The sequence below is a fragment of the Amycolatopsis pittospori genome (genome assembly GCF_013870525.1).
GTDB lineage: Bacteria > Actinomycetota > Actinomycetes > Mycobacteriales > Pseudonocardiaceae > Amycolatopsis > Amycolatopsis pittospori.
In genome coordinates this window covers 1-26,655 of sequence record NZ_JACBXD010000098.1, presented here as the reverse complement: position 1 = coordinate 26,655, position 26,655 = coordinate 1, and the positions used below count along the sequence as shown (strand labels likewise).

The 26,655-nt window shown below is 68.2% G+C and carries 23 protein-coding genes; 15 read left to right on the top strand and 8 right to left on the bottom strand.

The genetic code is table 11. From position 1 onward, the window contains the following. Positions 1 to 123: 123 nt before the first annotated feature. The 4 genes from H5J31_RS34415 to rsmD all read right to left on the bottom strand — a co-directional run bounded on the left by H5J31_RS34415 (position 124) and on the right by rsmD (position 2,594). On the bottom strand, positions 124 to 642 hold the full coding sequence (locus H5J31_RS34415; RefSeq protein ID WP_181776853.1) for a SigE family RNA polymerase sigma factor: 519 nt from the start codon (positions 640 to 642) through the stop codon (positions 124 to 126). A gap of 68 nt (positions 643 to 710) precedes the next feature. Further along, positions 711 to 1,403 (bottom strand): ribonuclease domain-containing protein, encoded by a 693-nt coding sequence (locus H5J31_RS34410; RefSeq protein WP_181776852.1) that lies wholly within the window; start codon positions 1,401 to 1,403, stop codon positions 711 to 713. Between the two features lie 99 nt (positions 1,404 to 1,502). Beyond that, a complete protein-coding gene (coaD, locus tag H5J31_RS34405; RefSeq protein WP_181776851.1) occupies positions 1,503 to 1,985 on the bottom strand; it encodes a pantetheine-phosphate adenylyltransferase in 483 nt (160 codons plus the stop codon). A 54-nt stretch (positions 1,986 to 2,039) separates the two neighbouring features. After that, entirely contained in the window at positions 2,040 to 2,594 is a 555-nt protein-coding gene (rsmD, locus tag H5J31_RS34400) for a 16S rRNA (guanine(966)-N(2))-methyltransferase RsmD (RefSeq protein WP_181776850.1), read from the bottom strand. A 123-nt stretch (positions 2,595 to 2,717) separates the two neighbouring features. Between rsmD and H5J31_RS34395 the strand changes: the two genes are divergently transcribed. Beyond that, a complete protein-coding gene (locus tag H5J31_RS34395) occupies positions 2,718 to 4,832 on the top strand; it encodes a HelD family protein (RefSeq protein ID WP_181776849.1) in 2,115 nt (704 codons plus the stop codon). A 270-nt stretch (positions 4,833 to 5,102) separates the two neighbouring features. Here the strand turns inward: H5J31_RS34395 and H5J31_RS34390 are convergent, their stop codons facing one another. After that, a complete protein-coding gene (locus H5J31_RS34390) occupies positions 5,103 to 8,924 on the bottom strand; it encodes an nSTAND1 domain-containing NTPase (RefSeq protein WP_328701687.1) in 3,822 nt (1,273 codons plus the stop codon). A gap of 214 nt (positions 8,925 to 9,138) precedes the next feature. On the opposite strand from H5J31_RS34390, the gene H5J31_RS34385 reads away from it, so the two are divergent. From H5J31_RS34385 to H5J31_RS34330, 12 genes are all read left to right on the top strand, one after another. Continuing rightward, positions 9,139 to 10,134 carry an LLM class flavin-dependent oxidoreductase gene (locus tag H5J31_RS34385; RefSeq protein ID WP_181776848.1) on the top strand — a complete coding sequence of 332 codons (996 nt, stop codon included), beginning with the start codon at positions 9,139 to 9,141 and terminating at the stop codon, positions 10,132 to 10,134. A gap of 767 nt (positions 10,135 to 10,901) precedes the next feature. After that, complete coding sequence (locus H5J31_RS34380) at positions 10,902 to 11,696, top strand: MlaE family ABC transporter permease (protein ID WP_037311541.1); 795 nt, start codon at positions 10,902 to 10,904, stop codon at positions 11,694 to 11,696. After that, a complete protein-coding gene (locus tag H5J31_RS34375; RefSeq protein ID WP_181776847.1) occupies positions 11,696 to 12,550 on the top strand; it encodes an MlaE family ABC transporter permease in 855 nt (284 codons plus the stop codon). The genes H5J31_RS34380 and H5J31_RS34375 overlap by 1 nt, the downstream gene beginning before the upstream one ends. Next, positions 12,547 to 13,815 (top strand): MCE family protein, encoded by a 1,269-nt coding sequence (locus H5J31_RS34370; RefSeq protein WP_181776846.1) that lies wholly within the window; start codon positions 12,547 to 12,549, stop codon positions 13,813 to 13,815. The genes H5J31_RS34375 and H5J31_RS34370 overlap by 4 nt, the downstream gene beginning before the upstream one ends. After that, positions 13,812 to 14,813 carry an MCE family protein gene (locus tag H5J31_RS34365; RefSeq protein ID WP_181776845.1) on the top strand — a complete coding sequence of 334 codons (1,002 nt, stop codon included), beginning with the start codon at positions 13,812 to 13,814 and terminating at the stop codon, positions 14,811 to 14,813. Before H5J31_RS34370 ends, H5J31_RS34365 begins: the two co-directional genes overlap by 4 nt. Then, the gene (locus H5J31_RS34360) at positions 14,810 to 15,799 is read left to right on the top strand and encodes an MCE family protein (protein WP_181776844.1); all 990 of its coding nucleotides are present in this window, start codon (positions 14,810 to 14,812) and stop codon (positions 15,797 to 15,799) included. The genes H5J31_RS34365 and H5J31_RS34360 overlap by 4 nt, the downstream gene beginning before the upstream one ends. Next, a complete protein-coding gene (locus H5J31_RS34355) occupies positions 15,796 to 16,797 on the top strand; it encodes an MCE family protein (RefSeq protein ID WP_181776843.1) in 1,002 nt (333 codons plus the stop codon). The genes H5J31_RS34360 and H5J31_RS34355 overlap by 4 nt, the downstream gene beginning before the upstream one ends. Then, positions 16,794 to 17,849, top strand: a complete 1,056-nt coding sequence (locus H5J31_RS34350) for an MCE family protein (RefSeq protein WP_181776842.1) — start codon at positions 16,794 to 16,796, stop codon at positions 17,847 to 17,849. Before H5J31_RS34355 ends, H5J31_RS34350 begins: the two co-directional genes overlap by 4 nt. Continuing rightward, positions 17,849 to 19,042: an MCE family protein gene (locus tag H5J31_RS34345; RefSeq protein WP_181776841.1), complete on the top strand. Its 1,194-nt coding sequence runs from the start codon at positions 17,849 to 17,851 to the stop codon at positions 19,040 to 19,042. Before H5J31_RS34350 ends, H5J31_RS34345 begins: the two co-directional genes overlap by 1 nt. Further along, positions 19,027 to 19,530, top strand: a complete 504-nt coding sequence (locus H5J31_RS34340; RefSeq protein WP_181776840.1) for a hypothetical protein — start codon at positions 19,027 to 19,029, stop codon at positions 19,528 to 19,530. Before H5J31_RS34345 ends, H5J31_RS34340 begins: the two co-directional genes overlap by 16 nt. Beyond that, on the top strand, positions 19,527 to 20,129 hold the full coding sequence (locus tag H5J31_RS34335; RefSeq protein ID WP_181776839.1) for a hypothetical protein: 603 nt from the start codon (positions 19,527 to 19,529) through the stop codon (positions 20,127 to 20,129). Before H5J31_RS34340 ends, H5J31_RS34335 begins: the two co-directional genes overlap by 4 nt. Before the next feature lie 62 nt (positions 20,130 to 20,191). Beyond that, complete coding sequence (locus H5J31_RS34330) at positions 20,192 to 20,851, top strand: hypothetical protein (protein WP_181776838.1); 660 nt, start codon at positions 20,192 to 20,194, stop codon at positions 20,849 to 20,851. A 77-nt stretch (positions 20,852 to 20,928) separates the two neighbouring features. Here H5J31_RS34330 and H5J31_RS34325 read toward each other — a convergent pair whose 3' ends face one another. Then, the gene (locus H5J31_RS34325) at positions 20,929 to 21,846 is read right to left on the bottom strand and encodes an RCC1 domain-containing protein (RefSeq protein ID WP_181776837.1); all 918 of its coding nucleotides are present in this window, start codon (positions 21,844 to 21,846) and stop codon (positions 20,929 to 20,931) included. 346 nt (positions 21,847 to 22,192) lie between these two features. Between H5J31_RS34325 and H5J31_RS34320 the strand changes: the two genes are divergently transcribed. Both H5J31_RS34320 and H5J31_RS34315 read left to right on the top strand, forming a co-directional pair. Then, complete coding sequence (locus H5J31_RS34320; protein ID WP_181776836.1) at positions 22,193 to 22,819, top strand: DUF6801 domain-containing protein; 627 nt, start codon at positions 22,193 to 22,195, stop codon at positions 22,817 to 22,819. 73 nt (positions 22,820 to 22,892) lie between these two features. After that, positions 22,893 to 24,269 carry a DUF6801 domain-containing protein gene (locus H5J31_RS34315; protein ID WP_181776835.1) on the top strand — a complete coding sequence of 459 codons (1,377 nt, stop codon included), beginning with the start codon at positions 22,893 to 22,895 and terminating at the stop codon, positions 24,267 to 24,269. 12 nt (positions 24,270 to 24,281) lie between these two features. Here the strand turns inward: H5J31_RS34315 and H5J31_RS34310 are convergent, their stop codons facing one another. Next, positions 24,282 to 25,562, bottom strand: coding sequence for a PucR family transcriptional regulator (locus H5J31_RS34310; RefSeq protein ID WP_181776834.1), 1,281 nt, complete (start codon positions 25,560 to 25,562; stop codon positions 24,282 to 24,284). Positions 25,563 to 25,804: 242 nt separating this feature from the next. After that, a complete protein-coding gene (locus H5J31_RS34305; protein ID WP_181776833.1) occupies positions 25,805 to 26,599 on the bottom strand; it encodes an arginase family protein in 795 nt (264 codons plus the stop codon). Positions 26,600 to 26,655: the final 56 nt, after the last annotated feature.

The window sequence follows — 26,655 nt, the reverse complement described above, 5'->3', positions numbered from 1 at the left end:
CCGTCAGCACGACCGCGCGCAGGTTTCGCCGTTTCCTCGCCGTCGTGGCGATCTCGTCCGGGTCGAAACCGAGCGGGGGCTCGGCCAGCTTGATCCCCCGCAACCTGTCTTCGAGTTCGTCCATCACGCGCTCCTCCCGGGAACAGCCTCGTCGTGCTGTCCCTGCAGGGCCTCGCGAAGGGCGTCGAGCCCTCGCGCGGCCTGGCTCCTGACCGTCCCTTCCGAACAGCGCAGCGCGACGGCGACCTCCGCGGCCGGGAGATCGGCGCAGTAGCGCAGCACGACGGCGGCGCGCTGTTTCGGGGGAACTTCGGCGAGGGCGCGAAGCAGCGAATCCGAGATCCCGGCACCGTCGGCCGGGGCGGCGGGCTCGTCGGGGACGACGCCGTCGCGGTTCTCCTTGCGCCGCCACGGTCGCCGCCGTTCGTCGAGCCAGCAGCGCAACAGGATCTGCCTCGTGTAGTTGTCGACGGGCCCCTTCCGGCTGACCTTCGGCCAGACCCGGTGGAGCTTGATGAGCGCGGTTTGGACCAGATCCTCCGCGAGATGCCAGTCGCCGCAGAGCAGGTACGCCGTCCGCCTGAGCGGTAGCGCCTTGTCTCTGGCGAACTCCCTGAAGCTCGCTTCGTCCCCAGACCGCATCGTGCCTCCTCGTCCGTGTTCCGGTGTATCTCACGGACGAGGAGGCACGTGGCGTTGCACGGGAGGGATCAGGCGCCGAGGTTCACGAGTTTGAAGCTCACGTAGCGGTCCGGGGTGTAGACGATCTCGCCGCCCTTGCCGGAGATCACCCGGTCGTTCGTGCCCACCGGGAACAGCTGGTAGTACCCGGCGGCGCAGGGCGGGAGCACACCTTCGCGGTTCTCGTAGACCGTACCGGTCGCGCCACCGCGGGCCTTGTCCACGACGGTCTTCACGGCCGAGGAAAGCGTCGAGTAGCCGACCTTCGTCAGCTTCGAGGTGTCGCCGCACTTCGGGGCCGGGGCGCCGTTGACGTCGATCACGGAGAAGGTCTTGTAGTGGTCTCCGGTGTAGAAGTACTCGCCGCCGGTCCCGGTGACGATGCGGCGCGTGCCGCGGTTCGACGAGCCGGGGGTCGGGACCGTGTACTCGTGGTAGTAGCCCGAAGCACACTTCGGGAGGATGTTCTCCCGGTTCGAGAAGACCGTCCCGTCGTTGTCCGGATACGGGTACGGGCCACCCTTCTGGATGAGGTTGTACGTCGTGGTCGCCTCGGCCGGGAGCGACGAGAGCGAGTTGTGCTTGAACCCGGTGAGATCACCGCACGGGTTCTGCTGGACGGAGACGGGAGCGTCCGCGGCCTGCGCGGCCCCGATCCCCCCGAAGAAGGTGACTAGCAGAACGAGCAGCGCGCCGGCGATCCGCGATCGTTTGTTGGTCATTTTCGGACCGTAACCCGATCGTGTATTCACCAGAAGTCGTCGAGATGAACTCTTCATCGCCGCCCACCGCTGACCGACCAACGGCTTCGGCCGTTCGGGTCAACCTCGGTCGGAGTACTTCTCCGTCAGGCGTTTGAACACTATCGGCGGCACCAGATGCTCGATGTCGCCACCGAGCGCGGTGATCTCCTTGACCAGCGAACTGGACACGAACCCGTACTCCGGGTTGTTCGCCATCAGCAGCGTTTCGAGCCCGGTCAGCTCCCGGTTCATCTGCGCCATCTGGAGTTCGTAGTCGAAGTCGCTGACCGACCGCAGTCCCTTCGCGACCGCGATGATGTCGTTCTCGCGGCAGTAGTCGACCAGGAGTCCCTGCCAGGAGTCGACGCGCACGTTCGGCAGCTTCGCGGTGATCTCGCTCAGCATTTCCAGCCGTTCTTCGGTGGTGAACAGGCCTTTCTTGCTCTTGTTCACCCCCACCGCGACGACGACTTCGTCGAACAGCCTGGCCGCCCGCTCGATGATGTCGAGATGTCCATTGGTGGCCGGGTCGTAGGACCCGGGACAGACCGCACGCCGCATGGCGCGGACGCTACCAAGGAGAAGGCACCCCTGCGCGTTCATCCGTGCGCCGTCTCACACCTGATATTCGGCCCAGTAGAGCGCGGTGTCGCCGTAGCGCTTCGTGCGGGTCGGCTCGAAGCCCGGCGGCCAGTCCGGCTCGCCGTCGCGCGCGGCGCGTTCGATCACCAGCAGCGTCCCGTCCGAGACCCACCGGCCCGCCGCGAGCCCGGCCATGACCTCCCCCAGGCGGGTGGAATCGACGGCGTACGGCGGATCCGCGAGGACGATGTCGAACGTTTCCGGAGCCGGAGCGGCCACGACGGACTCGACCGTCCCGGCCCGGACCGTGCCGCCGAGCCCCAGCGCGGCGACGTTCCCCTTGAGCACTTCGACCGCTCGGCGGTCGTGTTCGACGAACAGCGCGCCGGCCGCTCCCCGCGACAGCGCCTCCAGCCCGAGCGCGCCCGAACCGGCGTAAAGGTCGAGGACCTGGGCCCCCTGCAGCTCGCCGGCCACCTCCAGCGCGTTGAACAGTGCTTCCCGCACGCGTTCCGAGGTCGGCCTCGTGCCCTTCGGCGGGACCTTCAGCCGCCTGCCGCCCGCGGTCCCCGCCACGATCCTGGTCATTGGAGCATCGTGCCTCAACGGCATCCGCCGTGACGTTCGGCGGGACTTGGTGAACCCGCCGCTCACCTCGCGTAGAGTCGTCCTTCGCCCTCATGAGGCGATAGAAGCGTTTAGGAGCGTTGCGTGTCCGAACCTCGGGTCAGACGGGCCGAGATCGCCATCGAGCAAGCCCATGTGGACAGGGTCTACACCCGGCTCGCCGAACTGCGAGCCCAGGCTGAGGCCATGCGTACCAAGGGCTACGAAATAGGCCATGGCGCGGGGCGTGAGGCGATCTTCGAACAGGCGTCGATGCTGTTCGAGCGCGACATGATGGTGTACCACGCCAACCAGACCCTGCAGACCCTCGACGCGGAGTACGAGGGCCTGGTCTTCGGCAGGCTCGACCATCTCGACAACGACCACATCTACGTCGGCCGCCTCGGCATCCGCGACGCCGAGTTCGACAACCTCGTCACCGACTGGCGCGCGCCCGCGGCGGCGGCGTTCTACCAGGCGACCGCCGAAGAGCCGATGGACGTCGTCCGGCGCCGGGTGATCCGGTGCTCCGGGCAGAACGTGCTCGACGTCGACGACGACGTCCTCATCGCCGACGCGGTCCCCGAAGACATGCAGATCGTCGGCGAGGGCGCCTTGATGGCCGCGCTCGGCCGGTCGCGTGGCGAGAAGATGCGCGACATCGTCGCGACCATCCAGAAGGAGCAGGACGAGGTCATCCGGGCGCCGTGGCGCGGGGTCACGGAGATCACCGGCGGCCCGGGCACCGGCAAGACCGCGGTCGCGCTGCACCGCGCGGCGTACCTGCTCTACCGCCACCGCCGTCAGCTCGGCGGCGCGGGCGTCCTGGTGATCGGTCCGTCCGGTGTGTTCACCAGTTACATCTCGCGAGTGCTGCCGTCGATGGGCGAGACGAACGTCGAACTGCGCGCGCTCGGCGAGGTCCTCGACGGCCTCGAAGCGACCAGGCAGGACACGGCGCCGCTGGCGGCGATCAAGGGTTCGCTGCGGATGCGCAAGATCCTGCTGCGGGCCCTGCGGGACACCCCCGAGGAAGCGCCCGAGGAGATGAAGATCGTCTACCGCGGCGAGGTGCTGCGGCTGAACTCGCGCGAGCTCGACAAGGTGCGCCGCAAGGTCCACACGGCGGGCGGGCCGCCGAACCGGTCGCGGATCCGCGCCGCGGAGATGCTGCTCGACGCGCTGGCCTCCAAGGCGGATCAGCACGCGAAGGACGACGGCCGTCAGATCGACAAGGCCGAGCTCGTCACCGAACTCGGCGAGCGCATCGAGTTCCACCGGTTCCTGGTGGTGTGGTGGCCGGTCCTGTACCCGGCGCAGATCCTGCGCTGGCTCGGCACCGAGAAGCGGCTGGCCGTCGCGGCGAAGGGCCTGCTCAACCGCAACGAGATCAGCATGCTCGCCGCCGACTTCGCCGACCGTTCCCGCGGCTGGACCATCGCGGACATCGCGCTGCTCGACGAGCTGCGCGTCCTGATCGGCCCGCCGCCCAAGCGGCGCCGCGGGCACCAGACGATCGACGTCCACCCGGAACGCGGCGGCGCCCCGACCAGGCCCGAGCACTACGACGAGTACTCGCACGTGGTCGTCGACGAGTCGCAGGACCTCTCGCCGATGCAGTGGCGGATGGTCGGACGGCGCGGCAAGTACGCGAGCTGGACCGTCGTGGGCGACCCGGTGCAGAGCTCCTGGCCCGATCCGGCCGAGGCGGCCATGGCACGCGATCAGGCGTTCGGGCTCAAGACGACCCGGCGCCGGTTCACCCTGCGCACCAACTACCGGAACTCGGCGGAGATCTTCGACCTGGCCGCGAAGGTCGTCGCCGGGCACGCCGAGGCCGACGAACTGCCGCGTGCCGTACGCCAGACCGGCATCACGCCGGAGGTGCGGCCGGTCGAGGCGTCCGGTCTGGAGGCCGCGACGCAGGCCGCGGTGAAGGAACTGATGGGCGCGGTCGAAGGCACCGTCGGCGTCATCACCGCGATGGACCGGGTGCCCGAGGTCGAAGGCTGGCTCGCCGCGGAGGCGGACGAACGACTCAAGGTCGTCGGCAGCCTGGACTCCAAGGGCCTCGAGTACGACGCCGTCGTCCTGGTCGAGCCGAACGACCTCATCACGGAGTCGTCCACCGGACGGCGGGTGCTGTACGTGGCGCTGACCCGCGCGACGCAGCAGCTGACGGTCCTCGCCTCGAACCCGGACTGGATCCCGGCCGCCTGACTCGCCCCTCTTACGCATTTAGTCCTCTGGACGCGGTACTTGCACGCGCAACGACCGCATCCAGAGGACTAAATGCGTAAGGGGGCGTAGATACGCTGAAGGGCTCCTTCAGGGCACTGGTGAATGTCCTGAAGGAGCCCTTCAGACCCCCGGTGAGTGAACGTCGTAGGGACGTATCGCACGTCCAGGGGCATTTCTAGCGCCTTTTCGTTGTTCGGTGTCACAGCGCTTCCGCCGAACAACAACGCCGAACAACGAAATCGGCGGTGATCAGGGGCACGGGGGCCGGTAATCGAGGCCTGGCAGGCGTTGCTCCCACTCGGCCGCCGTGATCTTCGGGTGGACGGCCGCGCAGATGCGTTCGGCGGCCCGTTCGGGGCCGGTTTCCCACAGCCGCACGATGCCATCCGCGACGGCGCCCGCGAGCGTATGCCCGTCGGGGGCGAACGCCACCGCGTAGACCCGGTCGCGGTCCTCGGTCAGACTGGCCGACTCGCGGACCGACCCCGGATCGGAGACATCCCATAGTCGCACGGAACGGTCGTAGCTGCCGGTCGCGAGAGTCTTCCCGTCGCCACTGAACGTCACCGCGATGACGTTGTCGGTATGCCCCGCGAGCAGTGCGGTCTCCCGCGGGGCCGCCGGGTTCGACACGTCCCAGATCCGCGCGGCGCGGTCGGCGCTGCCGGTCGCGACGAGTTCGCCGTCCGGGCTGTAGGCCACCGAGAACACGGTGTCGGAGTGCCCGCTCAGCACCGAGAGCTGCTTCGGCGCCTTCACCGCCGAGATGTCCCACAGCCGCGCGGTGTGGTCCCAGCCGCCGCTCAGCAGGGTGCGGCCGTCCGGACTGAAAGCGATCGAATGGACGTCGTCCTCGTGGCCGGTCAAGGTCGCGAGTTCGACCGGTTTACGGATGTCCGCGACGTCCCAAAGCTTGACCGTGTGGTCGGTGCCCGCGGTCGCCAGCGTCCGGCCGTCGGCACTGAACGCGACCGCGTCGATCTCGTCGGCAGGCCGGTCGAAGACGCCCATGTCGACCGGTTTCCGCGGATCGGAAACGTCGATCAGGCGCATCGTGTGGTTCCAGGCGCCGACGGCGAGCGTCCGGCCGTCCGGGCTGAACGCGAGACCGCAGACGCCCTCGCCGTCCGCGAAGCCGGGGATCTTGCCCAGTTCGCGCGGATTCCGCCGGTCGGCGACGTCGATCAGGCGCACCACGCCGTCCTGACTGCCGGTGGCGAGCAACTTCCCGTCGGGGCTGAACACCGCCCGGCACGCCGCCTTCGCCGGACCGCTGATCGCTGGCCCGGGCAGATCCCACAGCCGGACCGTCTGGTCGTCGCTCGCGGTCGCCAGCGTCCGGCCGTCACCGGAGAACGTCGCCCAGACGACCGCCGCGGTATGCCCGGTGAGTGACGGTTTCTCGCGCGGGCTCTTCGGATCGGCGATGTCCCACAGCCGCGCGGTGCGGTCGAAGCCGGTCGAGACCAGCGACTTCCCGTCGGGGCTGAACGCCACGGACCGCACGATGGCCTTGTGCCCGGCCATCGTCCCGAGCGGCACCGGCGTCATCGGTTCGGCGATGTTCCACAGCCTCGACGTCTGATCCGCGCTCGCCGTGGCGAGCGTGCGCCCGTCCGGGCTGAACGCGGCCGCGTGGACGATGCCGGTATGCCCGGTGACCACGCCGAGCGGCCTGGTCTTGAGTGGGTCGGCGACGTCCCACAGCCGGACCGTCGTGTCGGTGCCCGTCGAGGCGAGCGTCCGGCCGTCGGGACTGTAGACGAGACCGTTGATGTTGCCGGCGTGCCCGGGGAGGGTGGCCACGAGCACCGGTTTCGCGAGATCGCGGACGTCGAACAGGCGGACGGTGCCGTCGCCGTCCGCGGTGGCCAGCACGGCCGCCGTCGGGCTGAACGCGACCGCGTTGACCCGGCTCGGATGCTCCCCGACCACCACACCCGGACCGGGCCTGGCCGGATCCGACACGTTCCACAGCCGCGCCGTCTTGTCCCAACCGGCGGTCGCGACGGCGCCGCCGTCGGAGCTGAACGCCACCGAGTTGACGTTGGCGGTGTGCCCGGCGAGCGTCGCCACCTCGACCGGATGGTGCTTTTCCGTGATGTCCCAGAGCTTCGCCGTGTGATCCCAGCTTCCGGTCACCAGGAACCGTCCGTCGCCGCGCAGGGCGGTCGAGTTGATGCGGTTGCCGTGTCCGACGACGCGGGTCGAGTACGGCGACTCGAACATCCCGAGCACACTGCTCCGGGTCTCGACGCTGGGATCGGTGCGGTACGCGGCGAGCGCGAGCTGCGCGGCCAGCGCCGGATTCGTCGCCCGCATCTCGATGGCCTGCCCTGCGACCTTCTGCGCGAGCGCGCTGTTGCGCTGACTGGTCGCGGTCTGTTCGGCGCGGACCGCGTACACGGTGGCGGCGGTCGCCAGCACCAGCAGCACGGCCAGGAGCGCGACCAGCTGCCGCAGCCGCCGGGTGCGACGGCGCGCGGCGGTCTGTTCCTCGTTCTCGATCGCCACGCTCGCGTCGAGGAACCGGCGTTCGCGCTGCGACAGCGCGGTGTCGTGCTCGTCCGCCCATTCCCTGGCGATGGCGAGCCGCGCGCCGCGATAGACCCAGCCGTCGTCGTGACCGACCGATTCCCACGCGTCGGTCGCCTCGGTGAGCTGGCGATGCACGCGCAGACCCTCGCGATCCTCGGCGAGCCACTCGCGCAGACGCGGCCAGCCGCGGATCAGGGCTTCGTGCGCGATCTCGATGCCGTTGTCGTCGAGGGTGACCAGCCGCGACGACGCCAGCCTGTCCAGCACGGTGGCGACGTCCGGGTCGTCGGCGTCGACCTCGTCGCGGGTGATGCGGCGCTTCGTGTCTTCGGTGCCTTCGCCGAGCGCGGTCATCCGGAGGAAGATCTGGTGCGCCAGCCGCTGCTGGCGTTCGCTCAGCGCGGTGAAGGTGTGCTCGGAGGTCTGCGCGACCGACCGCTCGATCCCGCCGGTGGACTCGTAGCCGGTGAGCGTGAGGGTGTTGCCATGGCGGCGGCGCCAGGTCTCCAGCAGCGCGTGCGAGAGCAGCGGCAGCACGCCGGCCTGCCCGGTCGCGTCGGCGACCAGCCGGGAGACGAGCGCGTTCTCGACGCGGTATCCGGCGTCGATCGCCGGCCGCGAGATGGCCTGCCGCAGCTCTTCGGTGCTCATCGGGCCGACGAGGATCTGCGCGTCCTGCATGGCCTCGACCAGTTCCGGATGCCGCGCGCAGTGGGTGTAGAAGTCGGTGCGGATGCCGAGTACGACCTTGGTGCGGCTTTCCGGCTCCGTCGTCGCGGTGACCAGCGCGGACAGGAAGGCCGCCCGCTCGTCGGCGTCCTGGCAGAGCGTGAAGACCTCTTCGAACTGGTCCACGACCAGCACGACGTCGCCGTCGCGGTCGGCGACCAGCTGACGGGCGGCCAGGCCGAGGTTGCGCGGATGTTCGGTGAACTCGGTGAGCAGGCCGCCTGCCGCGAGCCCGAGCGCGGCACCGAACTGGACGGCGCACTCCTGCAGCGGGCGTGAACCGGGGGTCATCAGGAGTGTGACGGACTCCTTGGCCACGGCGGGCAGCATCCCGGCACGGAGCAAGGACGACTTACCCGAACCGGAAGCGCCCAGAACCGCGAGAAAACGTTGCCCCGAAAGCCTCGTGACCAGTTTTTCGACAAGTCGTTCGCGACCGAAGAATCGGCTCGCGTCATCCGCTCCGAATGCGGCCAGTCCGATATATGGGGCCGATTCCCCATTGGCCGGGACAACCGGTGAATCACCGACTCCGAGGCGCGTCCGCTCGGTCACGTCATGCCACCGGGCTTCCCACTCCACCTCGGGCCCGTCGCACGCCCGGACGTAGGCCAAGGTCACCGCCAAGCTGGGCATCTTCTTCCCGCCGGCGGCTTCGGACAGGGTGCCGGCCGAGTAGTGGGCGCGTCTGCCCAGCTCCCGGTACGTCGGATTTCCGGCCTTCTCCCGCAATCGCCGGAGATCGGCGGCGAACTCCAGCAACGGATCGTCCCCGGGGTCCAAAGGTCGCTCCGGACGCGGCACCCTCAATCCTTTCTTTTCAGTGGTTTTCCCACAGCCGTATCAGGCGGCAACCGTACCGTGGAAACGGACGAAGTTCGCGGGTACCGGGTCCATCCCGTCGGTTATCGAGAGGCAAGGCGGATGTGGCGTGTCGTGGGGCCGGCGAATTCCGGTCACCTGACAGGTGCCCGGCGTCACGGGAAGGGATCGAGGGGCCGGCGCGTTGTACCGATGCGTGACCTCTTTGCCTGACATCCCGCTGTCCGTGCTCGACCTCTCGCCCGTCGTGGCCGGAGGCGGCGTGAGCGACTCGCTGCGCAACACCCTCGACCTCGCCCGCCGGACCGAGGAACTCGGCTATCACCGCTACTGGCTCGCCGAGCACCACAACATGCCAGGTATCGCGAGTTCCGCGACCGCCGTGATGATCGGCCAGGTCGCGGCCGCCACCGAACGGATCCGGGTCGGCTCCGGCGGGGTCATGCTGCCGAACCACGCGCCGCTGGTGGTCGCCGAACAGTTCGGCACCCTGGAGGCGTTCCACCCCGGGCGGATCGACCTCGGCATCGGCCGCGCCCCCGGCACCGACCAGCGGACCGCCCTGGCGCTGCGCGGCCCCGGCGGGCTCACCGCGGAGAACTTCCCGCAGCAGTTCGCGGAGCTGCTCGCCTACTTCGAGCATTCCGACCAGCGCGCCGTCAACGCCGTGACCGCCGAGGGCAACAAGCCGCCGGTGTGGCTGCTCGGTTCGAGCGGCTTCAGCGCGCGGATGGCCGGCGAACTCGGCCTGCCGTTCTCCTTCGCGCACCACTTCAGCGCCGAGAACACCCTGCCCGCCGTCGCCCTGTACCGCGACGCGTTCAAACCGTCGGACGTCCTCGACGAGCCGTACGTGATGCTCGGCGTCTCCGTGGTGGCGGCGGAGACCGACGAACGCGCCCACTACCTGGCCGGCCCCAGCGGGCTGACGTTCCTCAGCCTCCGCAAGGGCCGCCCGATCCCGCTGCCGACGCCCGAGGAGGCCGCGGCCTACCCGTACACCGACATCGAGCGGATGTTCGTCGAGGACCGGTTCTCGAGCAGCATCATCGGCTCGCCGGAGACCGTCCACAAGGGACTGGAGACGCTGCTGGCGGATTCGGGCGCGAACGAGCTGATGATCACGACCATGGTGCACGACCAAGCGGACCGGGTCCGCTCGTACGAACTGGTGGCCGAGCTGGCCCGCTGAGCGCCGCCGGAGCGCGGTCGGGCGTGCTATGAACGGCTCGTTACTTGCAAATTTTGCAAGTAACGAGCCGTTCATAGCATCCGGACGGGGAGTCGAGGCGGGCGTCCGGGGCAGACCGACGCTCCCGGGGCTGACCCGCGTGAAGGGGGCCTTCACGTACTTCAGGTGCCTTGGGGCGCCGTGACCGTTGAGTCGGATCTCGGAAGTGGCAGGGGCGGCATTGGGGTAAGTCGATCGTGGAGCGGGGCGCGGTCGTTTCCGCGTGGGCCTTCTTCTGGTTGCGAAGGCCTCTTTTCCTACTCTGAGGGTAGTAAAGGAGTCCTTCACTACCCCCCGATGTGATCCCTGGTGGCAGTGGGACGGCTGTGACACCAGCGCTCGGTCTCGAAGTCCCCGGGCGCGGCCCCACCGGTCACGCGACGGAGGACTCGAGGCTCGATCGAGAGCCGCTAGTGCTCTGAGGGTGAGTACCTGACAGACCACTCACCCTCAACACACCCCGCCACCCCCGAACACGAAAGAACCGACAAGATCCCCGCCCGCCTTTGTCACAAAGGGACAAGAATTCACCGGTTACCAGGACGTGATGTCTTGATCACACCGAAGTTCTTGTCACCAAGCAGGCGCATCATTAGCGTACCGACCAGTAGGAAACCGCACGGTAACACCCCGTTGACCCTTTTCAACGATTCCGTTCCGCCATTCGGAGCAAAGGAATTGCGCAACCTGGGGTGTATTCGCCGTGCCCGGAAAACTGGAGGGTCGGCGTGGGCGTCCGGACGAACGCACCCTCATTTCCCGGAGCTGGTGCGCTCCGGGAGACCGGCAGGCTTTACTCACTCGGCCTCGATGTCGTCCGCCTGACTTTCCGGCGGCCGTTCCAGGCCCGCGAACTGATCCAGCAGTTCTGGTTCATCGCGAGTGTGTCGATCCTGCCGACGGCGCTGGTCGCGATCCCGTTCGGCGCGGTGATCGCGCTGCACATCGGTTCGCTGACCGCGCAGATCGGCGCGCAGTCCTTCACCGGCGCGGCCAGTGTTCTCGCGATCATCCAGCAGGCCAGCCCGATCGTGACCGCGTTGCTGATCGCGGGTGCCGGCGGGTCGGCGATGTGCGCGGACCTCGGTTCCCGCACGATCCGCGAGGAGATCGACGCGATGGAGGTGCTCGGGGTCTCCCCGATCCAGCGCCTGATCGTGCCGCGGGTGCTCGCCGCGATGGGCGTCGCCGCATTCCTCAATGGAATGGTCAGCGTGGTCGGCGTCCTCGGCGGTTATTTCTTCAATGTCATCATGCAGAACGGGACACCGGGTGCGTATCTCGCCAGTTTCTCCGCTCTGGCACAACTGCCCGACCTCTGGATCAGTGAGATCAAGGCGGTCATCTTCGGTTTCGTCGCGGCGATCGTCGCGTCTTATCGCGGGCTCAATCCGAAAGGCGGCCCGAAAGGTGTCGGTGACGCGGTGAACCAATCCGTGGTCATCACGTTCCTGCTCCTGTTCCTGTTGAACCTGGTGCTGACGACGCTTTATCTGCAGCTCGTCCCGGCGAAGGGCAGCTGATGGCGACGACGACCTCCCCCACTCGCGCCACGCGGGTCCGTGAAGCGGTGGACCGCCGCTTCGGTTTCCTGGACACCCTCGGCGACCAGATCCTCTTCTTCCTCAAGGCGCTCGCCTGGGTTCCGCGCGCGCTGCACCGCTACCTCCGCGAGATCACCCGCTTGCTGGCCGAGGTCAGCTTCGGCAGCGGCGCGCTCGCGGTCATCGGCGGCACGATCGGCGTGATGATCGGGATGACCGTGTTCACCGGCACGGTCGTCGGGCTCCAGGGATATTCGGCGCTCAACCAGGTCGGCACCTCGGCCTTCGCCGGATTCGTCTCGGCCTACTTCAACACGCGGGAGATCGCGCCGCTGGTCGCGGGCCTCGCCTTGTCGGCCACCGTCGGCTGCGGGTTCACCGCGCAACTCGGCGCGATGCGGATCTCCGAAGAGATCGACGCGCTGGAAGTGATGGGCATCCCCAGCGTCCCGTACCTGGTGACCACCCGGATCATCGCGGGCTTCCTCGCGGTCATCCCGCTGTACGCCATCGGCCTGCTGACCTCGTATCTCGCCTCGCGCCAGATCACCGTCTGGTTCTACGGCCAGTCCGCGGGCACCTACGACCATTATTTCCTGCTGTTCCTGCCACCCGGCGACGTGCTCTGGTCGTTCGGCAAGGTGCTGGTGTTCAGTGTCGTGATCGTGCTCGCCCACTGTTACTACGGTTTCCGCGCGAGCGGCGGACCGGCGGGTGTCGGCGTCGCGGTCGGCCGCGGCGTGCGGACGGCGATCGTGGCGGTCAGCGTGCTGGACTTCTTCCTCAGCCTCGCGATCTGGGGCGCGACCACGACGGTGCAGGTGGCCGGATGAGCCGGCGCGGGCTGCGCAAGGCCGGGGTCAGGACGGCCGGGGTGCTGTTCCTCGTGGTGATGTCCGCCCTCGTGCTGCTGTCGATCAAGATCTATCAGAAGGATTTCGTCACGTCGGTCCCGGTGACGCTGCAGGCGGACCGCGTCGGTAACCAGTTGCGCCAAGGCGGCCAGGTCAAGGCACGCGGCGTGGTGGTCGGGGAGATCCGCGACGTCCGCGCGACCCCGGGTGGCGCGGAGATCGACCTGGCCATGGAGCCCGGCAAGGTCTCCCAGTTACCGAAGGACGTTTCCGCGCTGCTGGTGCCGAAGACGTTGTTCGGTGAGCGGTACGTGCAACTGTCCATTCCGGACGGGACGGCCGCGGGCCCCCTGGCCTCGGGTGACGTGATCACGCAGGACCGCTCGGCCAACGCGATCGAGCTGGAGCGGGTCTTCGACAATCTGTTGCCGCTGCTCAAAGCGGTGCAGCCGCAGAAGCTCGCCACCACGTTGACCACCGTCGCCACCGCGCTGGAGGGCCGGGGCGAGAAGATCGGCGACACCCTGGCCACCGCGGCCGACTACCTCCAGAAGTTCAACCCGAACCTTCCGACACTGAACGACAACATCCGTGACCTGGCGACGGTTTCGAAGCTGTACGGCGACATCGCGCCGGATCTGCTCGACGCGCTGAGCGCCTCGGCCGTCACGCTCGACACCGTCCAGGAGAAACGCGCCGAACTGGCGACGGTGTACCAGCAGGTGACGTCGTCCTCCCAGCACGTCACGACGTTCCTGACCAACAACCGCGCCAACATCATCGCGCTCGCCGCCGACAGCCGGGCACCGCTGGAGATCGGCGCGAAGTACTCGCCGAGTTTCGCCTGCACCCTCGACGCGCTCGCCAAGCTGAAGCCGCAGATGGACAAGGTACTGGGGGCCGGCACCGGCCAACCGGGCCTGCACGCGGAGATCACCGTCACCCAGCCGAGCGGGAAGTACGTGCCAGGTAAGGACGATCCCGTGTACAACGCCACCGGCGAACCGCGGTGCTATCCGTCGAACGGTCTGATGAGCCCGGGGATCGAAGTGACCGGCAAGGAATCGAGCGCCGCCCTCCCCGGCGAGCAGGGCGACCTCGGTCTGGCGAACTCGCCGCAGGAACGGGAACTGATCTCCACGCTGGTGGCGCCGTCGATCGGCGTCCCGCCCGCCCAGGTCCCCGCCTGGGGCAGCGTGCTCGTCGGCCCGCTCTACCGCGGCACGGAGGTGACCCTGCGATGAGGAACTTCGTGAGCCCGCTGATCAAGGGGCTGATCTTCGTCGTCGTCACGACGCTGGCCACGGTGCTGCTGGCGGTGTCCATCACCAACACCGGTCTCGGCGACACCAAGACCTACAGCGCGAAATTCCTCGACGCGACCTCGCTGAACGTCGGCGACGACGTCCGGATCTCCGGGGTCCGCGTCGGCCAGATCGAGGAACTCGAGATCGCCGACCACAGCCTGGCCCGCGTCAAGTTCACACTCGACTCCCAGCGCAGACTGCCCGCCGACGTGAGCGCGGTGATCAAGTACCGCAACATGGTCGGGCAGCGCTACATCGCGCTCGAACGCGGCAAGGGCACCGGCGGGTTCCTGGAGCCCGGCGCGGAGATCCCGCTGGAACGCACGACCCCGGCGCTGGACCTCACGGAACTGTTCAACGGCTTCAAACCACTGTTCCAGGCGTTGTCCCCCAAGGACGTCAACCAGCTCTCCGGCGAGATCGTCCAGGTACTGCAGGGCGAAGGCGGCACGGTGGAAAGCCTGCTGGCGCACACGGGATCGCTGACCACCACCCTCGCCGGCCGCGACAAGGTGATCGGTGAGGTGATCACGAACCTGGACACCGTGCTGAAGACCATCAACGGCAAGGGCGACGCTCTGTCCACTTTGGTCTCCACGCTGCGGGAGCTGGTCTCCGGCCTGGCCGGTGACCGGGTCGAGATCGGCGAGGCGGTCTCCGGGCTCGCCGACCTCACCACCGCCACGGCGGGGCTGCTCGAACAGGGCAGGAAACCGCTCAAGGACAGCATCGAGGGCATCGATCTGCTCTCCAAGCAGATCGTGGGCGGCAAGGCGGACGTCGAAGGCGCCCTCACCGTGCTCCCGGGCAAGCTCGCCGAACTGGGGCGGATCAACTCCTACGGGTCCTGGATGAACTTCTACCTGTGCTCGGCCGTACTGCGGAGCGACCCTCCCCGCGGGGTCCCGGCGACGGCGGAGAGGTGCACGTCGTGAAACCCTTCAAGGAACGGAACCCGATCGTCATCGGTCTCGTCGGCAGCGTCGTCGCGGCGGGGTTGCTGACCGCGACGATGAACTACGAGGATCTCCCGATCATCGGTTCCGGAACCACCTACACGGCCGAATTCTCCGAGGCCGCCGGCTTGCAGGCCGACGACGAGGTACGGATCGCCGGGATCAAGGTCGGCACGGTCGACGACGTCGAACTCGCCGAAGACCACGTCGTGGTCACCTTCCGCGTCAAGGACGCGTGGGTCGGCGACAAGACCGCCGCCGAGATCAAGATCAAGACCTTGCTGGGCCGGAAGTTCCTCGCGCTGCGCCCGACCGGCGAGACGGTGCAGAACCCGAAGCAGGTCATCCCGCGCACCCGGACCGTGACGCCGTACGACGTCACCGAGGCGTTCAACGGGCTGGCCGACACCGCGGGCGCGATCGACACCGATCAGCTCGCGGAAAGCTTCACGACGCTCAGCGACACCTTCAAGAACTCGCCCGAGCACATCCGCAAGGCGCTGGAAGGGCTGACGTCGCTGTCGAAGACGGTGTCCTCGAGGGACAACGAACTCGCCAGCCTGCTCTCGAACGCCCACGGCCTCACCACCACGCTCGCGGATTCGAACGACGACTTCGCCAAGCTCCTCTCGGACGGCAACCTCCTGCTGACCGAATTGGACAACCGGCGCCAGGCGATCCACGACCTGCTCACCGGCTCCCAGGAGCTCGCCACCCAGCTCTCGGGGCTGGTGGCGGACAACAAGGACCAGCTCGGCGGCGCGCTCAGCCAGCTCGGAGAGGTGACCGACATCCTGCAGCGGCAGAACGACAATCTCGCCAAGAGCCTCGACCTCGCCGCGCCGTACTTCCGCGTGGTGAACAACTCGCTCGGCAACGGGCGCTGGGTGGACAGCTACCTGTGCGGGCTCATCCCCGAGAACCGGGATCCCTGCACCCCGCCGATTCCGGGAGGTGGCCGGTGACCAGCAGGTTCGTCACCCTCGCGCTCGTCCTCGCGCTGGCCGTCGTCGGCGGCCTCTGGTGGATCTTCTCCGGCAGCGGGCTCGACCGCGTCACCGTGTACTTCTCGCGCACGGTCGGTGTCTACAGTGGATCGGACGTCCGGGTGCTCGGCGTCCGGGTCGGCCAGGTCGAATCGGTGGCCCCGGAAGGAGAACGGGTCAAGGTCGTGCTGACCGTCGACGGTTCGACGCCGATCGCGGTCGACACCAACGTCCTCGTGGTCGCGCCGAGTGTGGTGGCCGACCGGTACGTCCAGTTCACCAAGCTCACCCGCGCCGGGAACCGCCTGGACGACGGGGCGGTGATCCCGGTGGAGCGCACCGGGACCCCGGTGGAACTCGACCAGCTCTACACCAGCCTCGACACCCTCGCCAAGGCACTCGGCCCCAAGGGCGCGAACGCCGACGGCGCGCTTTCGGAACTGCTGCGCACCGGCGCGAAGAACCTGCAGGGCAACGGCAAGCCGTTCAACGAATCGGTGCGCAATTTCGCCGACCTGGCCAGGACGCTTTCGGGCAACTCGGAGAACCTGTTCGCCACCGTCGACGAACTGCAGCGGTTCACCTCGATGCTGGCGACCAACGACCGGAACGTCAGCGAGGTCAACAAGCAGCTCGCCTCGGTGACCGGGACGCTGGCGCAGAACAAGACCGAACTCTCCCGCGCGCTCAACGGACTCGGCAGCGCGCTCGCGGACATCCAGAAGTTCATCAAGGACAACCGCGCGCTGATCAAGTCCAATGTGGACAAGCTGGCGGTGACCACCGGGACGCTGGTCGGCAAACGCACCGCGCTGGCGGAGATCCTCGACACGATCCCGCTGGCGGTCACGAACGCGCTCAACGCCGTGGATCCGAAGACCGGGAAGCTGCAGGGACGCGGGCTCCTGCTCGACTACGCCCCGCTCCCACTGCCGGTCTCCGGCGAGACCTACACCGGCCAAGGGGGACGCAGATGACCGCGAAACGGGCGATCGCCGTGTTCGCCGCGTGCTGTGTCGCGCTCACCGGCTGCTCGGGCGACTTCAAGGGCGTCTACGACCTGCCGCTGCCCGGCGGTGCCGACATCGGCGACCACCCGTTCCGGCTGACCGTGCGGTTCGCCGACGTACTCGACCTGGTCCCGCAGGCCGCGGTCAAGGTCGGCGACGTCCCGGTCGGACGGGTCGAGACGATCCGGCTCGGCGAGGACGGCTGGACCGCGGAGACCGTCCTGGCGGTCAACGGCGACGTCGTCCTCCCCGCCAACGCCATCGCGCGGTTGCGGCAGTCCAGCCTGCTCGGCGAGAAGTTCATCGAACTCGCCCCGAGCGCGGCCAAGGCCGAAGGCAGGCTGGGCAACGGCGCGGTGATCCCGGTGGCGAGCACGAACCGCAACCCGGAGTTCGAGGAGATCTTCGGCGCGCTGTCCCTGCTGCTCAACGGCGGCGGGATCGGCCAGCTGCAGACGATCAACCGTGAGCTGTCGAAGGTGATGGACGGCAACGAGGAGGAGATCCGCTCGTTCCTGTCCACTGTGGAACAGCTGGTGTCCAACCTGGACTCGCACCGGTCGGAGATCACTTCGGCGCTCGACGGGCTCAACCGGCTCTCGACGACGCTGGCCAACCGGAAGAAGCAGGTCGAAGGCGCGCTCACCGACCTCACCCCGGGGCTCAAGAGCCTTTCCGACCAGCGCGGTCAGCTGGTCTCGATGCTGCAGTCGCTGGACCAGCTCTCCGGTGTGGGTGTCGACGTCATCAAGAAGAGCCGCGACGACCTGGTCGCCGACCTGACCGCGCTCGCCCCGATCCTCAAGCGGCTCGCGGACGCGGGCCAGAGCCTGCCGCAGTCGCTGGAGATCCTGCCGACGTTCCCGTTCACCGACGCCGTCCTCGACGGGATCAAGGGCGACTACCTGAACGTCTACGCCTCGCTCATCCCCGGCCCCGGCGTCACCCTCCCGCCACCGGGCGAAGGCGTCCCGCCGGGACTGCCCACCCTCCCGCTGCCGTCGTCCGGAGGTAGCTGATGCTCACCGCGCGCATCCGGATCCAGGTCATCGTGTTCGTCGTCATCGCGCTCGCGACGACGGCGTTCGTCGGGGCCAACTACGCGGGCCTCGACCGGCTCTTCGGAGCGAGCGGGTACACCGTGAAGCTCGCGCTGACCGACGGCGGAGGCCTGTTCACCAACGGCGAGGTGACCTACCGCGGTGTCGCCGTCGGACGGGTCGGCGAACTGCGGCTCACCGCCGGCGGGATGGAAGCGGATCTGCTGATCGACGACGACGCCCCGCGGATCCCGGCGAACTCGCGGGCCGTCGTGGCGAACCGGTCCGCGGTCGGCGAACAGTTCGTCGACCTGCAGCCGCGGACCTCGGACGGGCCGTTCCTCGCCGAGGGTTCGGTCATCCCGCGCGAGGCGACGAGCGTTCCGCTGCCGGTGCAGCATCTGCTGACCGACCTGGATTCGCTGACCGCGTCCGTGCCGACCGAGGATCTGCGGATCGTGGTGGACGAACTCGACAACGCCCTGCGCGGTTCCGGCGCGAACCTGCAGGTGCTGCTCGATTCCACCACCGACTTCACCAAACAGGCGGCGACGCATCTGCCGCAGACGGAGAAGCTGCTCACCGACGGTTCGACCGTACTGAAGACGCAGGTCGACTCCTCGCAGGAGTGGCGGCGGTTCAGCAGCAACGCGAAGGAGTTCGCCGAGCAGCTGTCGCGTTCGGACGGTGATCTGCGCAAGCTGATCGCGACCGCGCCGGACGCGGCGACCCAGCTCTCCGGGCTGCTGCGGGACAACGAGCCGGGGCTGCCGATCCTGCTGGCGAACCTGCTCACCACGTCGCAGGTGTTCTCCGCGCGCACCGACGGCCTGCGGCAGCTGCTGATCAACACCCCGAAGGCGGTGTCCGCCGTCGACGCGGCGGTGGACGGCGAAGCCGGGAAGGTCGCGCTGGTCCTGACGTTCTTCGACCCGATGCCGTGCACCAAGGGCTATGGGGGCACGAAGATCCGCGACAGCAGGGACCTCTCGGCGCTGCCGTTCAACACCGGTGCCTCGTGCACGCTCGAAAAGGGCGACCCGAGTTCGGTTCGCGGCTCGCAGAACGCACCGAAGGGCGGAGTGCCGCCCGCCGCCGTCCCCGGCGGTTTCGGCGCCGACGGCCAGCCGACGTCCACCAGCCTCGAGGAGATGTTGTGGCTGCGCAACTGAAGATCGCGATCGCGGTGCTCACCGCGGCCTGCGCTTTCGCGGGATGGGCCGGCTACAGCTGGTTCACCGCGACGGGTTCGCAGGCGGTGTCCTACGGGAACTCGCGCGACGACGCGCTGAAGTCCGGGCGAGAACTCGTCGCCCGGCTGACCAGCCTCGACCACCACCGGATCGACCAGGGCATCGCCGACTGGCTCGCCGCGTCGACCGGCCCGCTGCGCGATCAGCTGGGCAAGACCGACGACGCGACGAAGCAGACGCTGTCCAAGAACGCGACGGTGTCGACGGGCAAGGTCCTCGACGCGGCGATCAGCGAACTCGACGACCACGCGGGGACGGCGAAGATGCTGGCATCGGTGGAGATCACGATGGCCCGGGAAGGCGCCGCGCCGACGACGAAGCGCAACCGGTTCGCCGCCGGGCTGACCAGGACCGGCGAAGGCTGGAAGCTCAGCGCGCTCGACCAGCTTCCGGTGGGTGCGCGATGACCGCCACCGCCGATACCGACGCCGATGCCGAAACCGAGCCCGAAACCACGCCCGAACCCGAAACCGTCGCCGAAGCGACCCCCGAAAAGCCGTCCCGGCGGCCGAAGCTGTCACTGATCCTGCTGGTCGTCGCGGCCGTCCTGGTCGCGACCGGGGTGTGGTTCACCCTGGAGGCGAAGTCGATCTCGTCGGCGCCGTCCGCGGCCAACACCGCGCTCACCGACGTGGGCGCGACGGCCGAGGTGAACGCCGCGGTGACGGTCGCGCTCAACAAGATCTTCTCCTATTCCTACGACCGGACCGACGTCACCGAAAAGGCGGCCGCCTCGGCGCTGAGAGGTAAGGCGCTGGAGTCGTACAACCAGTTGTTCGCGCAAGTCCGGGAAAAGGCTCCGGCGCAGAAACTCGTCCTCACGACCCGCGTCTCCTCGTCTGCCGTCCAAGAACTCACCATGGGCCGTGCGCGGCTTCTGGTATTCCTCGACCAGGCGGCGACAAGGGCCGACAACAATTCTTCGACGGCGGCCGCCGCACAGCTTTCGGTCACCGCCGAACGCGAAGGCGAAGACTGGGTCATCACCGATCTCGTCCCTCGGTGACAAACCGGTCATTCCTCATTTAGTCCGCGGTACAAAACAGGAGAGAAAACGAGGAGAATCCCATGTTCGGTCGAACGCGCCCGAAAACAGCCCGACGCCGTCTCGGCACGGTCGTCGCGCTCACCTCCGCGATCGCCGTGGCGGGCAGCCTCGCCGCCACCCCGGCCCTCGCCGACGACCCGGTGGAGATCCCGGTCTCCTACACCGTCACCGGGAAGACCGTGGTCAAGAAGACCGGCGGCTCCCTGGACCTCGGCCCGGGTCAGCTCGACGGTGCCCTCGTCATCGACGGTGACAACGTCGGGATCCGGGGCAATCTGTCCCTGCCGCCCGCGACGGCGAACATCTCGCTGGTCTCGGGTGTCTTCAAGATCAAGGCCCGCGTGCGGATCGAGCCGACCGGCCCGGTCACCGGCACGCTGGCCAACGGCGATCTGACCACCCGTTCGCAGGCGAACATGCTGATCGACAACATCGTCGTCGGCCTGTTCTGGCCGGTCATCCCGCTCCCGACGGTGCCGAACGCCTGCAAGACCGTCACCCCGCTCGACCTGACCCTGGTGTCGAAGAACGTGGACCTGTTCGCCGAGACGATCCCGTCGTCCGGCGTGTTCACCATCCCCGCGTTCAAGGACTGCTTCATCAACGACCTCGCGCTGGGGTCGCTGATCTCCGGTCCGGGCAACACGATCAACCTGAGCATGAAGTCGAACCTGTCCTAAGAGTCTCGAAGTCCGTGAAGGCCTCCTTCCCTACGCTCAGGGTAGGGAAGGAGGCCTTCACGGACATCGCGGAACGGTCAGCAGAAGTACGGCGCGTTCGGATCCACCAGTGCCACACCGGTGCTGTCACCCGCGGAAACGGCGTAGACCGGGGCGCAGACACCGGAGAACTTCCAGAAGTCGGTCGGCGGTTCCGAGGACGTGTCCCGGCTTTCCTGCTTCACGTTGCTGCCCCACGCGAAGACGCTTCCGTCGGCCTTCAACGCGACGTTGTGATTGAAGCCGGCGTCGATGGCGACGACGTCGGACTGCGCTTCCGGCGGAACCGTGCCCTGACCCGCGGAGTTGTCACCCCAGGCGATCACGCCACCGTTCTTCAGCGCGATGCTGTGCCGGAACCCGGCCGAGATCGCCGACACCCCGGACGTCGCCGCCGCGGGCACGTTCAGCTGGCCTTTCCCGTTGCCACCCCAGGCGATCACGCCACCGTTCTTGAGCGCGAGGCCGTGGTCGCCGCCTGCCGAGATCGCGGTGACACCGGATGAGACCGTCGCGGGAACAGCGGTCCGGGAACCCCAGCTCAGCACCCCGCCGTTCTTCAGCGCGAGGTTGAAATACGCGCTGGTGGAGATCGCGGTGACCCCCGAGGTCGCGGCCGCCGGGACCACGTTCTGGCCGTAAAAGCCATTGCCCCAGGCGATGACGCCGCCGTTCTTGAGCGCCAGTTCGTGCGCCCAGCCCGCCGCGATCGCCGAGACTCCCGACGTGGCCGCGGCCGGCACGGTGGCCTGGCCGTAGTTGTTGTTCCCCCAGGCGATGACACCGCCGTCCTTGAGGGCCAGATGGGTGATCGCGCCGGCGGAGACCGCGCTCGCGCCGAGCGCCGAGGGAGGCACGCCGCCCTGCCCCTGTCCGTAGTCATTGCTCCCCCACGGTCGCGGTTCGCCGGCGAGCACGGCGCCCGCCGAACCGGAAAGGGAAACCGTGGCGATCATTACGGCTATCGTGGTACCGGCCACGCGCCGTGTCGCGGATCGTCGATTGACTGAAGCCATGCGGGAAATGTTAACCCGGTTCCGCCGATCGGCGGGGTCTTTGTCATCCTCGGACAAAATTCATAATCGCATTCAGCGCCCGCTGACAAGAAAGAACGGACTCCTCACCCACCCCGAAACATGTCGACATGAATCCTTGTTACGTACATAACTCGCGGGTAACCTCGGTTTACCCCACCACCGAGAAAGCCCGCTCGAGTCGAGCATAAAAGATCAGAAAAAATCGCCGAAAGGCGCATGGGGAAAGCTGCCCGAGACGTAAACTGGATCAAAGGAGATGACAGGTATGTCCCGCAGACTTGGCAAGTTCTCAGCCGGCGTCGCCACCACCGGCATCGTGTTCGGCGCGGTCGCCGTGCTCACCGCCGGCACGGCCGCGGCCGTCACGAACTACACCACCGGCACCGTCGCCTACATGTGCAACTTCCCGGGCATCGGCCAGCAGCAGCTGGACGTGAAGGCCAACTTCGCCGGACCGGACTCGGTCGCCTCCGGTGGCACCGCCACCCCGTCGAGCGTCGGCGGCACCGCGACGATCAACGCGACCATCAACGCGCTGCTCAACGCCGCCAACTACGACGGCGTCCGCGGCAAGGCGAACATGTCGATCACCGCCACCAACGCCACCCCGGCGTCGTCGACGGTGACCAACCTGGACGTCCCGACCCAGATCAACCCGTACGTGCCCGGCCCCCGGACGTTCAACATCGTCCAGGACGCGGGCACCGGCGTTCCGACGCTGACCGCGGGCGCTCCCGGTTCGGGCGTGATCTCCCTCGGCACCACGATCAGCGCGCCGCTGGACTTCCACAAGAAGGACGGCAGCTGGACCGCGTGGAACTTCAGCTGCACCGTGAAGAACACCAACCCGGCACAGAACCGCGCGTTCAGCCCGGCGATCCCGATCACCTGATGAACCCTCCGTGTGGGGCGGGGACGCCCGCCCCACACGGGCTCCACCGCCTACGCGACACGAAGGGATCCCTATGGGACAGCGGATTCACCGGGCATTCGGGAGGGTTCCCGTTCTGGCGGGCGTCATCCTGCTCGCGGGGGTGAACGGCGCGTTGTCCTCGTCGGCGGCGACCGACCCGGCGACACCGCCCGCGCCGCCGCTGCAGGGTTCCACCTCCGCGCACCGAAGTCTCGTGAACACCTGTGCCTTCCCGGATCCCGCCGGGGAACGACCGGTCACAGTGGACGTCCGGGCCACGCTGCCGAAGGTCGTCCAAACCGGAAAGCCGGTGCAGGTGAAGGACTTCGCGCTGACGTTCACGATCGGCGAAGGGGCGTTCGGAACCGTGACCGAGGTCGTGGGCGGCGCGACCTTCGAGCTCACCGCCGCGAACGGTGACAAGAAGACCCCGATACCGGTGTCCCTGACGATCCCGGCGACGAAGGTCCCCACCACCGGCGAGCTGAAGCTCGTCGCGTCGGGCAAGGTCCCCGACATCCTCTTGAACGTCCCCGGCGAACTGCGGTTGAGCACCGGCGTGCCGTCGCTCGCGCTGACCGCCGCCGAGACCCCGCTCAAGCCGATCACCTGCACCCAGGCGCCGGATCAGGACACGTTGCTCGGCAGTGTCGCGCTGCTGAGCCTCGGGAAGCCCAAACCGCAGACCGGCGAACCCGGTGCGCAGAAGAAGCCCGGGGCCGGCACGCGGGCCGCGGACGACGTCCAGGCCGGCGGCCTGTTCCCGATCGCGTTGCAGCCGTTCGAGTTGCAGGGCACGTCGACGGTCACGAAACTCGGCGCGTTCGCGCGGCTGAAGCCCGCGTTCATGGTCAACGCGGTCTGGGAGGTCGACCTGGAGAACACCGAGGGGCCCGGCAAGATCACCGGTTCCGTCATCATGCCGCCGAGTCAGCTGGCCTTCCTCGGGTTCGGCTTCGTCCCGATTTCCGCGACCATGGAACTGCTACCGCTGGACCACGCCACCGGCAACCGCATCATCGACGTCGACGGCGTGTCGATCCCGGAGCCGGAGGGCAGCTCGACGGTTCTCACCCCGCTCAAGGTGTACGGGAAGCTGACCGGAGTCACCATCAACGGGGTCCGCCTCGACGTCGGCGACCACTGCCTTACCGCCGAACCCATCGCGATCAACCTCCGCGGCGAGAAGTACGGGATGTTCACCGGCGGCGTCGTGCGCACGGATCCGAACTGGACCGATCCCGCCTACCGCGACTTCACGCTGCCCGCGTTCTCCGGCTGCGGCGTGAAGGAGGATCTGGACTCGCTGCTGACCGGAATGGCTTCGGGACCAGGCAACCAGGCGTGCGTGGGGATCAACCAGGTCGGGTTGCCCTGGGACCCGGAACGCAAGTGCCCCAACGTGGATCCGCCGGTGGCGCGCCGCTGACAAGCGGCGCCCCTAGGAACCGCTGGGCATCCACTGTGGACTCGTGCGCGGCACCGGCAGTACCTCGGGCAGCGCGTATCCCCCCGGATCGGACGAAGGCGCGACACCGGCCCGCAGCGCGAGTTCCATTTCGAACCGCGCCCCCGGGTCGCGCAGGTGCTCGCCGAACGTGGCCTGCAGCTGACGCATGCGGTACCGGACGGTCTGCGGGTGGACCTGCAGCCGTTCGGCGATGTCGACGACGTTGCCCTGGCTGTCGAGCCAGGCGCGAAGCGTTTCGAGCAGCCGTTCCTGTTGTTTGCCGGTCATTTCGGCGAGCGGGGCGAACAGGCGATCGCGCAGCTGGCCGGTCAGCGCGGCGTCGGCGTTCACCAGCAGCGTGGCGAGATGTTCTTCGGCGCGGATCACCCGGCGGGCCTGGATGATCCCGCGTTCGGAGAGGTGCAGCGCGTCGCGCGCCCAGCGCAGGGAATCGGCGACGGAGTCGAGCGGCCGGCAGGGGCCGATCGACAGCCGGTACTCCGGCAGCGCGGCCTGCAGGGTGGCCAGGCGGGCCCCGGAGATCTCGCCAGGAACGAGCAGACGCGGCTCGGCACAGTCGAGTTCGGCCAGGACGTCCGAATCCACCACGTTGTGCCGCCGGGATCTGACGGTGTCGTCGAGCGGATGCAGCACGACCGGGGTGGCGCGTTCGGGCACCGTCCAGCCGGTCAGCTGCGCGAGTTCCGCGATCGCCTTCGACGGCGCGGGCGGGGTTTCCAGCACCAGGTGCAGCAGCTTGCGGCGCCAGGTGTCCAAAGCTCCCGCCGTACGCGCCTTCGCTTCGAGATAGCCGTCGAGCGCGACGGACGCGAGTTCGTCCATGAACGCGAGCATGGCGTCGGCCAGTTGCGACATCACCGCGGACGAGAGCCCGCTGCGACGGCCGACGCGCATGATGCGCCGCCACGAGACCCGGGCGCCGACGCGGTACGCGGACTGCAGCGTGTCGAGGCTGCGGCCTTCCCGCATCTCGTTCTGCCCGAGCCGGTGATGGACCTCGTGCGACTGCTCCTTCGAGACGGTCGGGTCCGCGATCTGCGCGACGAACAACGTGATCGCGTACTCGACGCCCGCGCGGATCGACTTGCCGTAGGGCCCGTCGAGCGGACGCGCGTACGCGGGAATTGTCGCCCGGATCTCGTCGACGATCTCGTTCGCGAGGCTGCCGAGCTCGGGCCTCAGGATGTCAGCGAGTTTGCGTGGGAGCGCCGCGGGGGGCACAGCGTGTTCGATTCCACGCTCCAGCGACATCGCAGCTCCTTTGCTCCGCCCAGTGCAGGGCACCCCGCGATCGTCGTGGGGTGACAACGAACACATCGCAAAGTCGCCGGTGAATGTGTCACCTTCCGCAGAAGAAACCGTTTTCTTGTCATCGTCGTGACAAAATCACGGGTCCCCCCTGAATTTTGATGACAAGTGCCCGGCAAACGGCGTGCGCGGTGCGTACGAACGGCCGAAGGCGGGATCGACCCCTTCGCCTCCGTGACAGAGCGTCACCGCGTTCCGGTGAGCAATTCACCGAGTACGGCCAGCACGGGCTCCAGGACGCGGACGTCCGTGCCGGCGCATTCGGTGATCCCGGCGCCGATCACGTCGAAGCCGCTCAGGCCGCGAAGCATCGTCACGAGACGCTCGATCGTCAAGCCACCCGGCTCCGGATAGTTCAGCCCGTCGAACTCGCCGGGGTCGAGCACATCGAGATCGAGATGGACGTACACCTTGTCCGCACCGGCCAGCCCGGCGGCGACGTCGTGCGCCTCGACGACGAGCCCGCGATCGACGGCGGCCCGCTCGGCTTCGTCGAACACCCGGGTCCCGGCGAGCACCACGCGACCGGGTTCGATCGGCGGGTCGGCGGCGAAATCGGGGTCGCCCTCACCGAGGAGCGACCGCAGCACCATGCCGTGGAACGCGCCCGACGGCGACGTCTCCGCGGTGTTGAGGTCGGGGTGCGCGTCGAACCAGGCGACACCGAGCCCGGAGCCGTAGCGATAGCGCGCGACGCCGATCGGGACGAGTTCGACACCGCAGTCCCCGCCGATGGTCAGCACCGGCCCGCCCGGCGCCTCCAGCGCGGCGAGCTGCGCGGCCCGGTTCTCTCCGATGAGGACGGCGCGGTTGGCGACGCCGTCGACGACCGGTGAGGTCTCGCGGGTCTGCAGGATGTGGTGCACCGGCACGCCCAGGACGTGCCCGGCCAGTTCGGCGAGCGCGACACAGCCCTGCGGCAACTCCGGCGCGCGTTCGGACAGCGCGCCCTGAAACTGGGGTACGGCATTGATCAGCACCGGACCACGTTAGTGGCTGAAGGGGACTTTCACCGCATGCGATGCGGTGAAAGCCC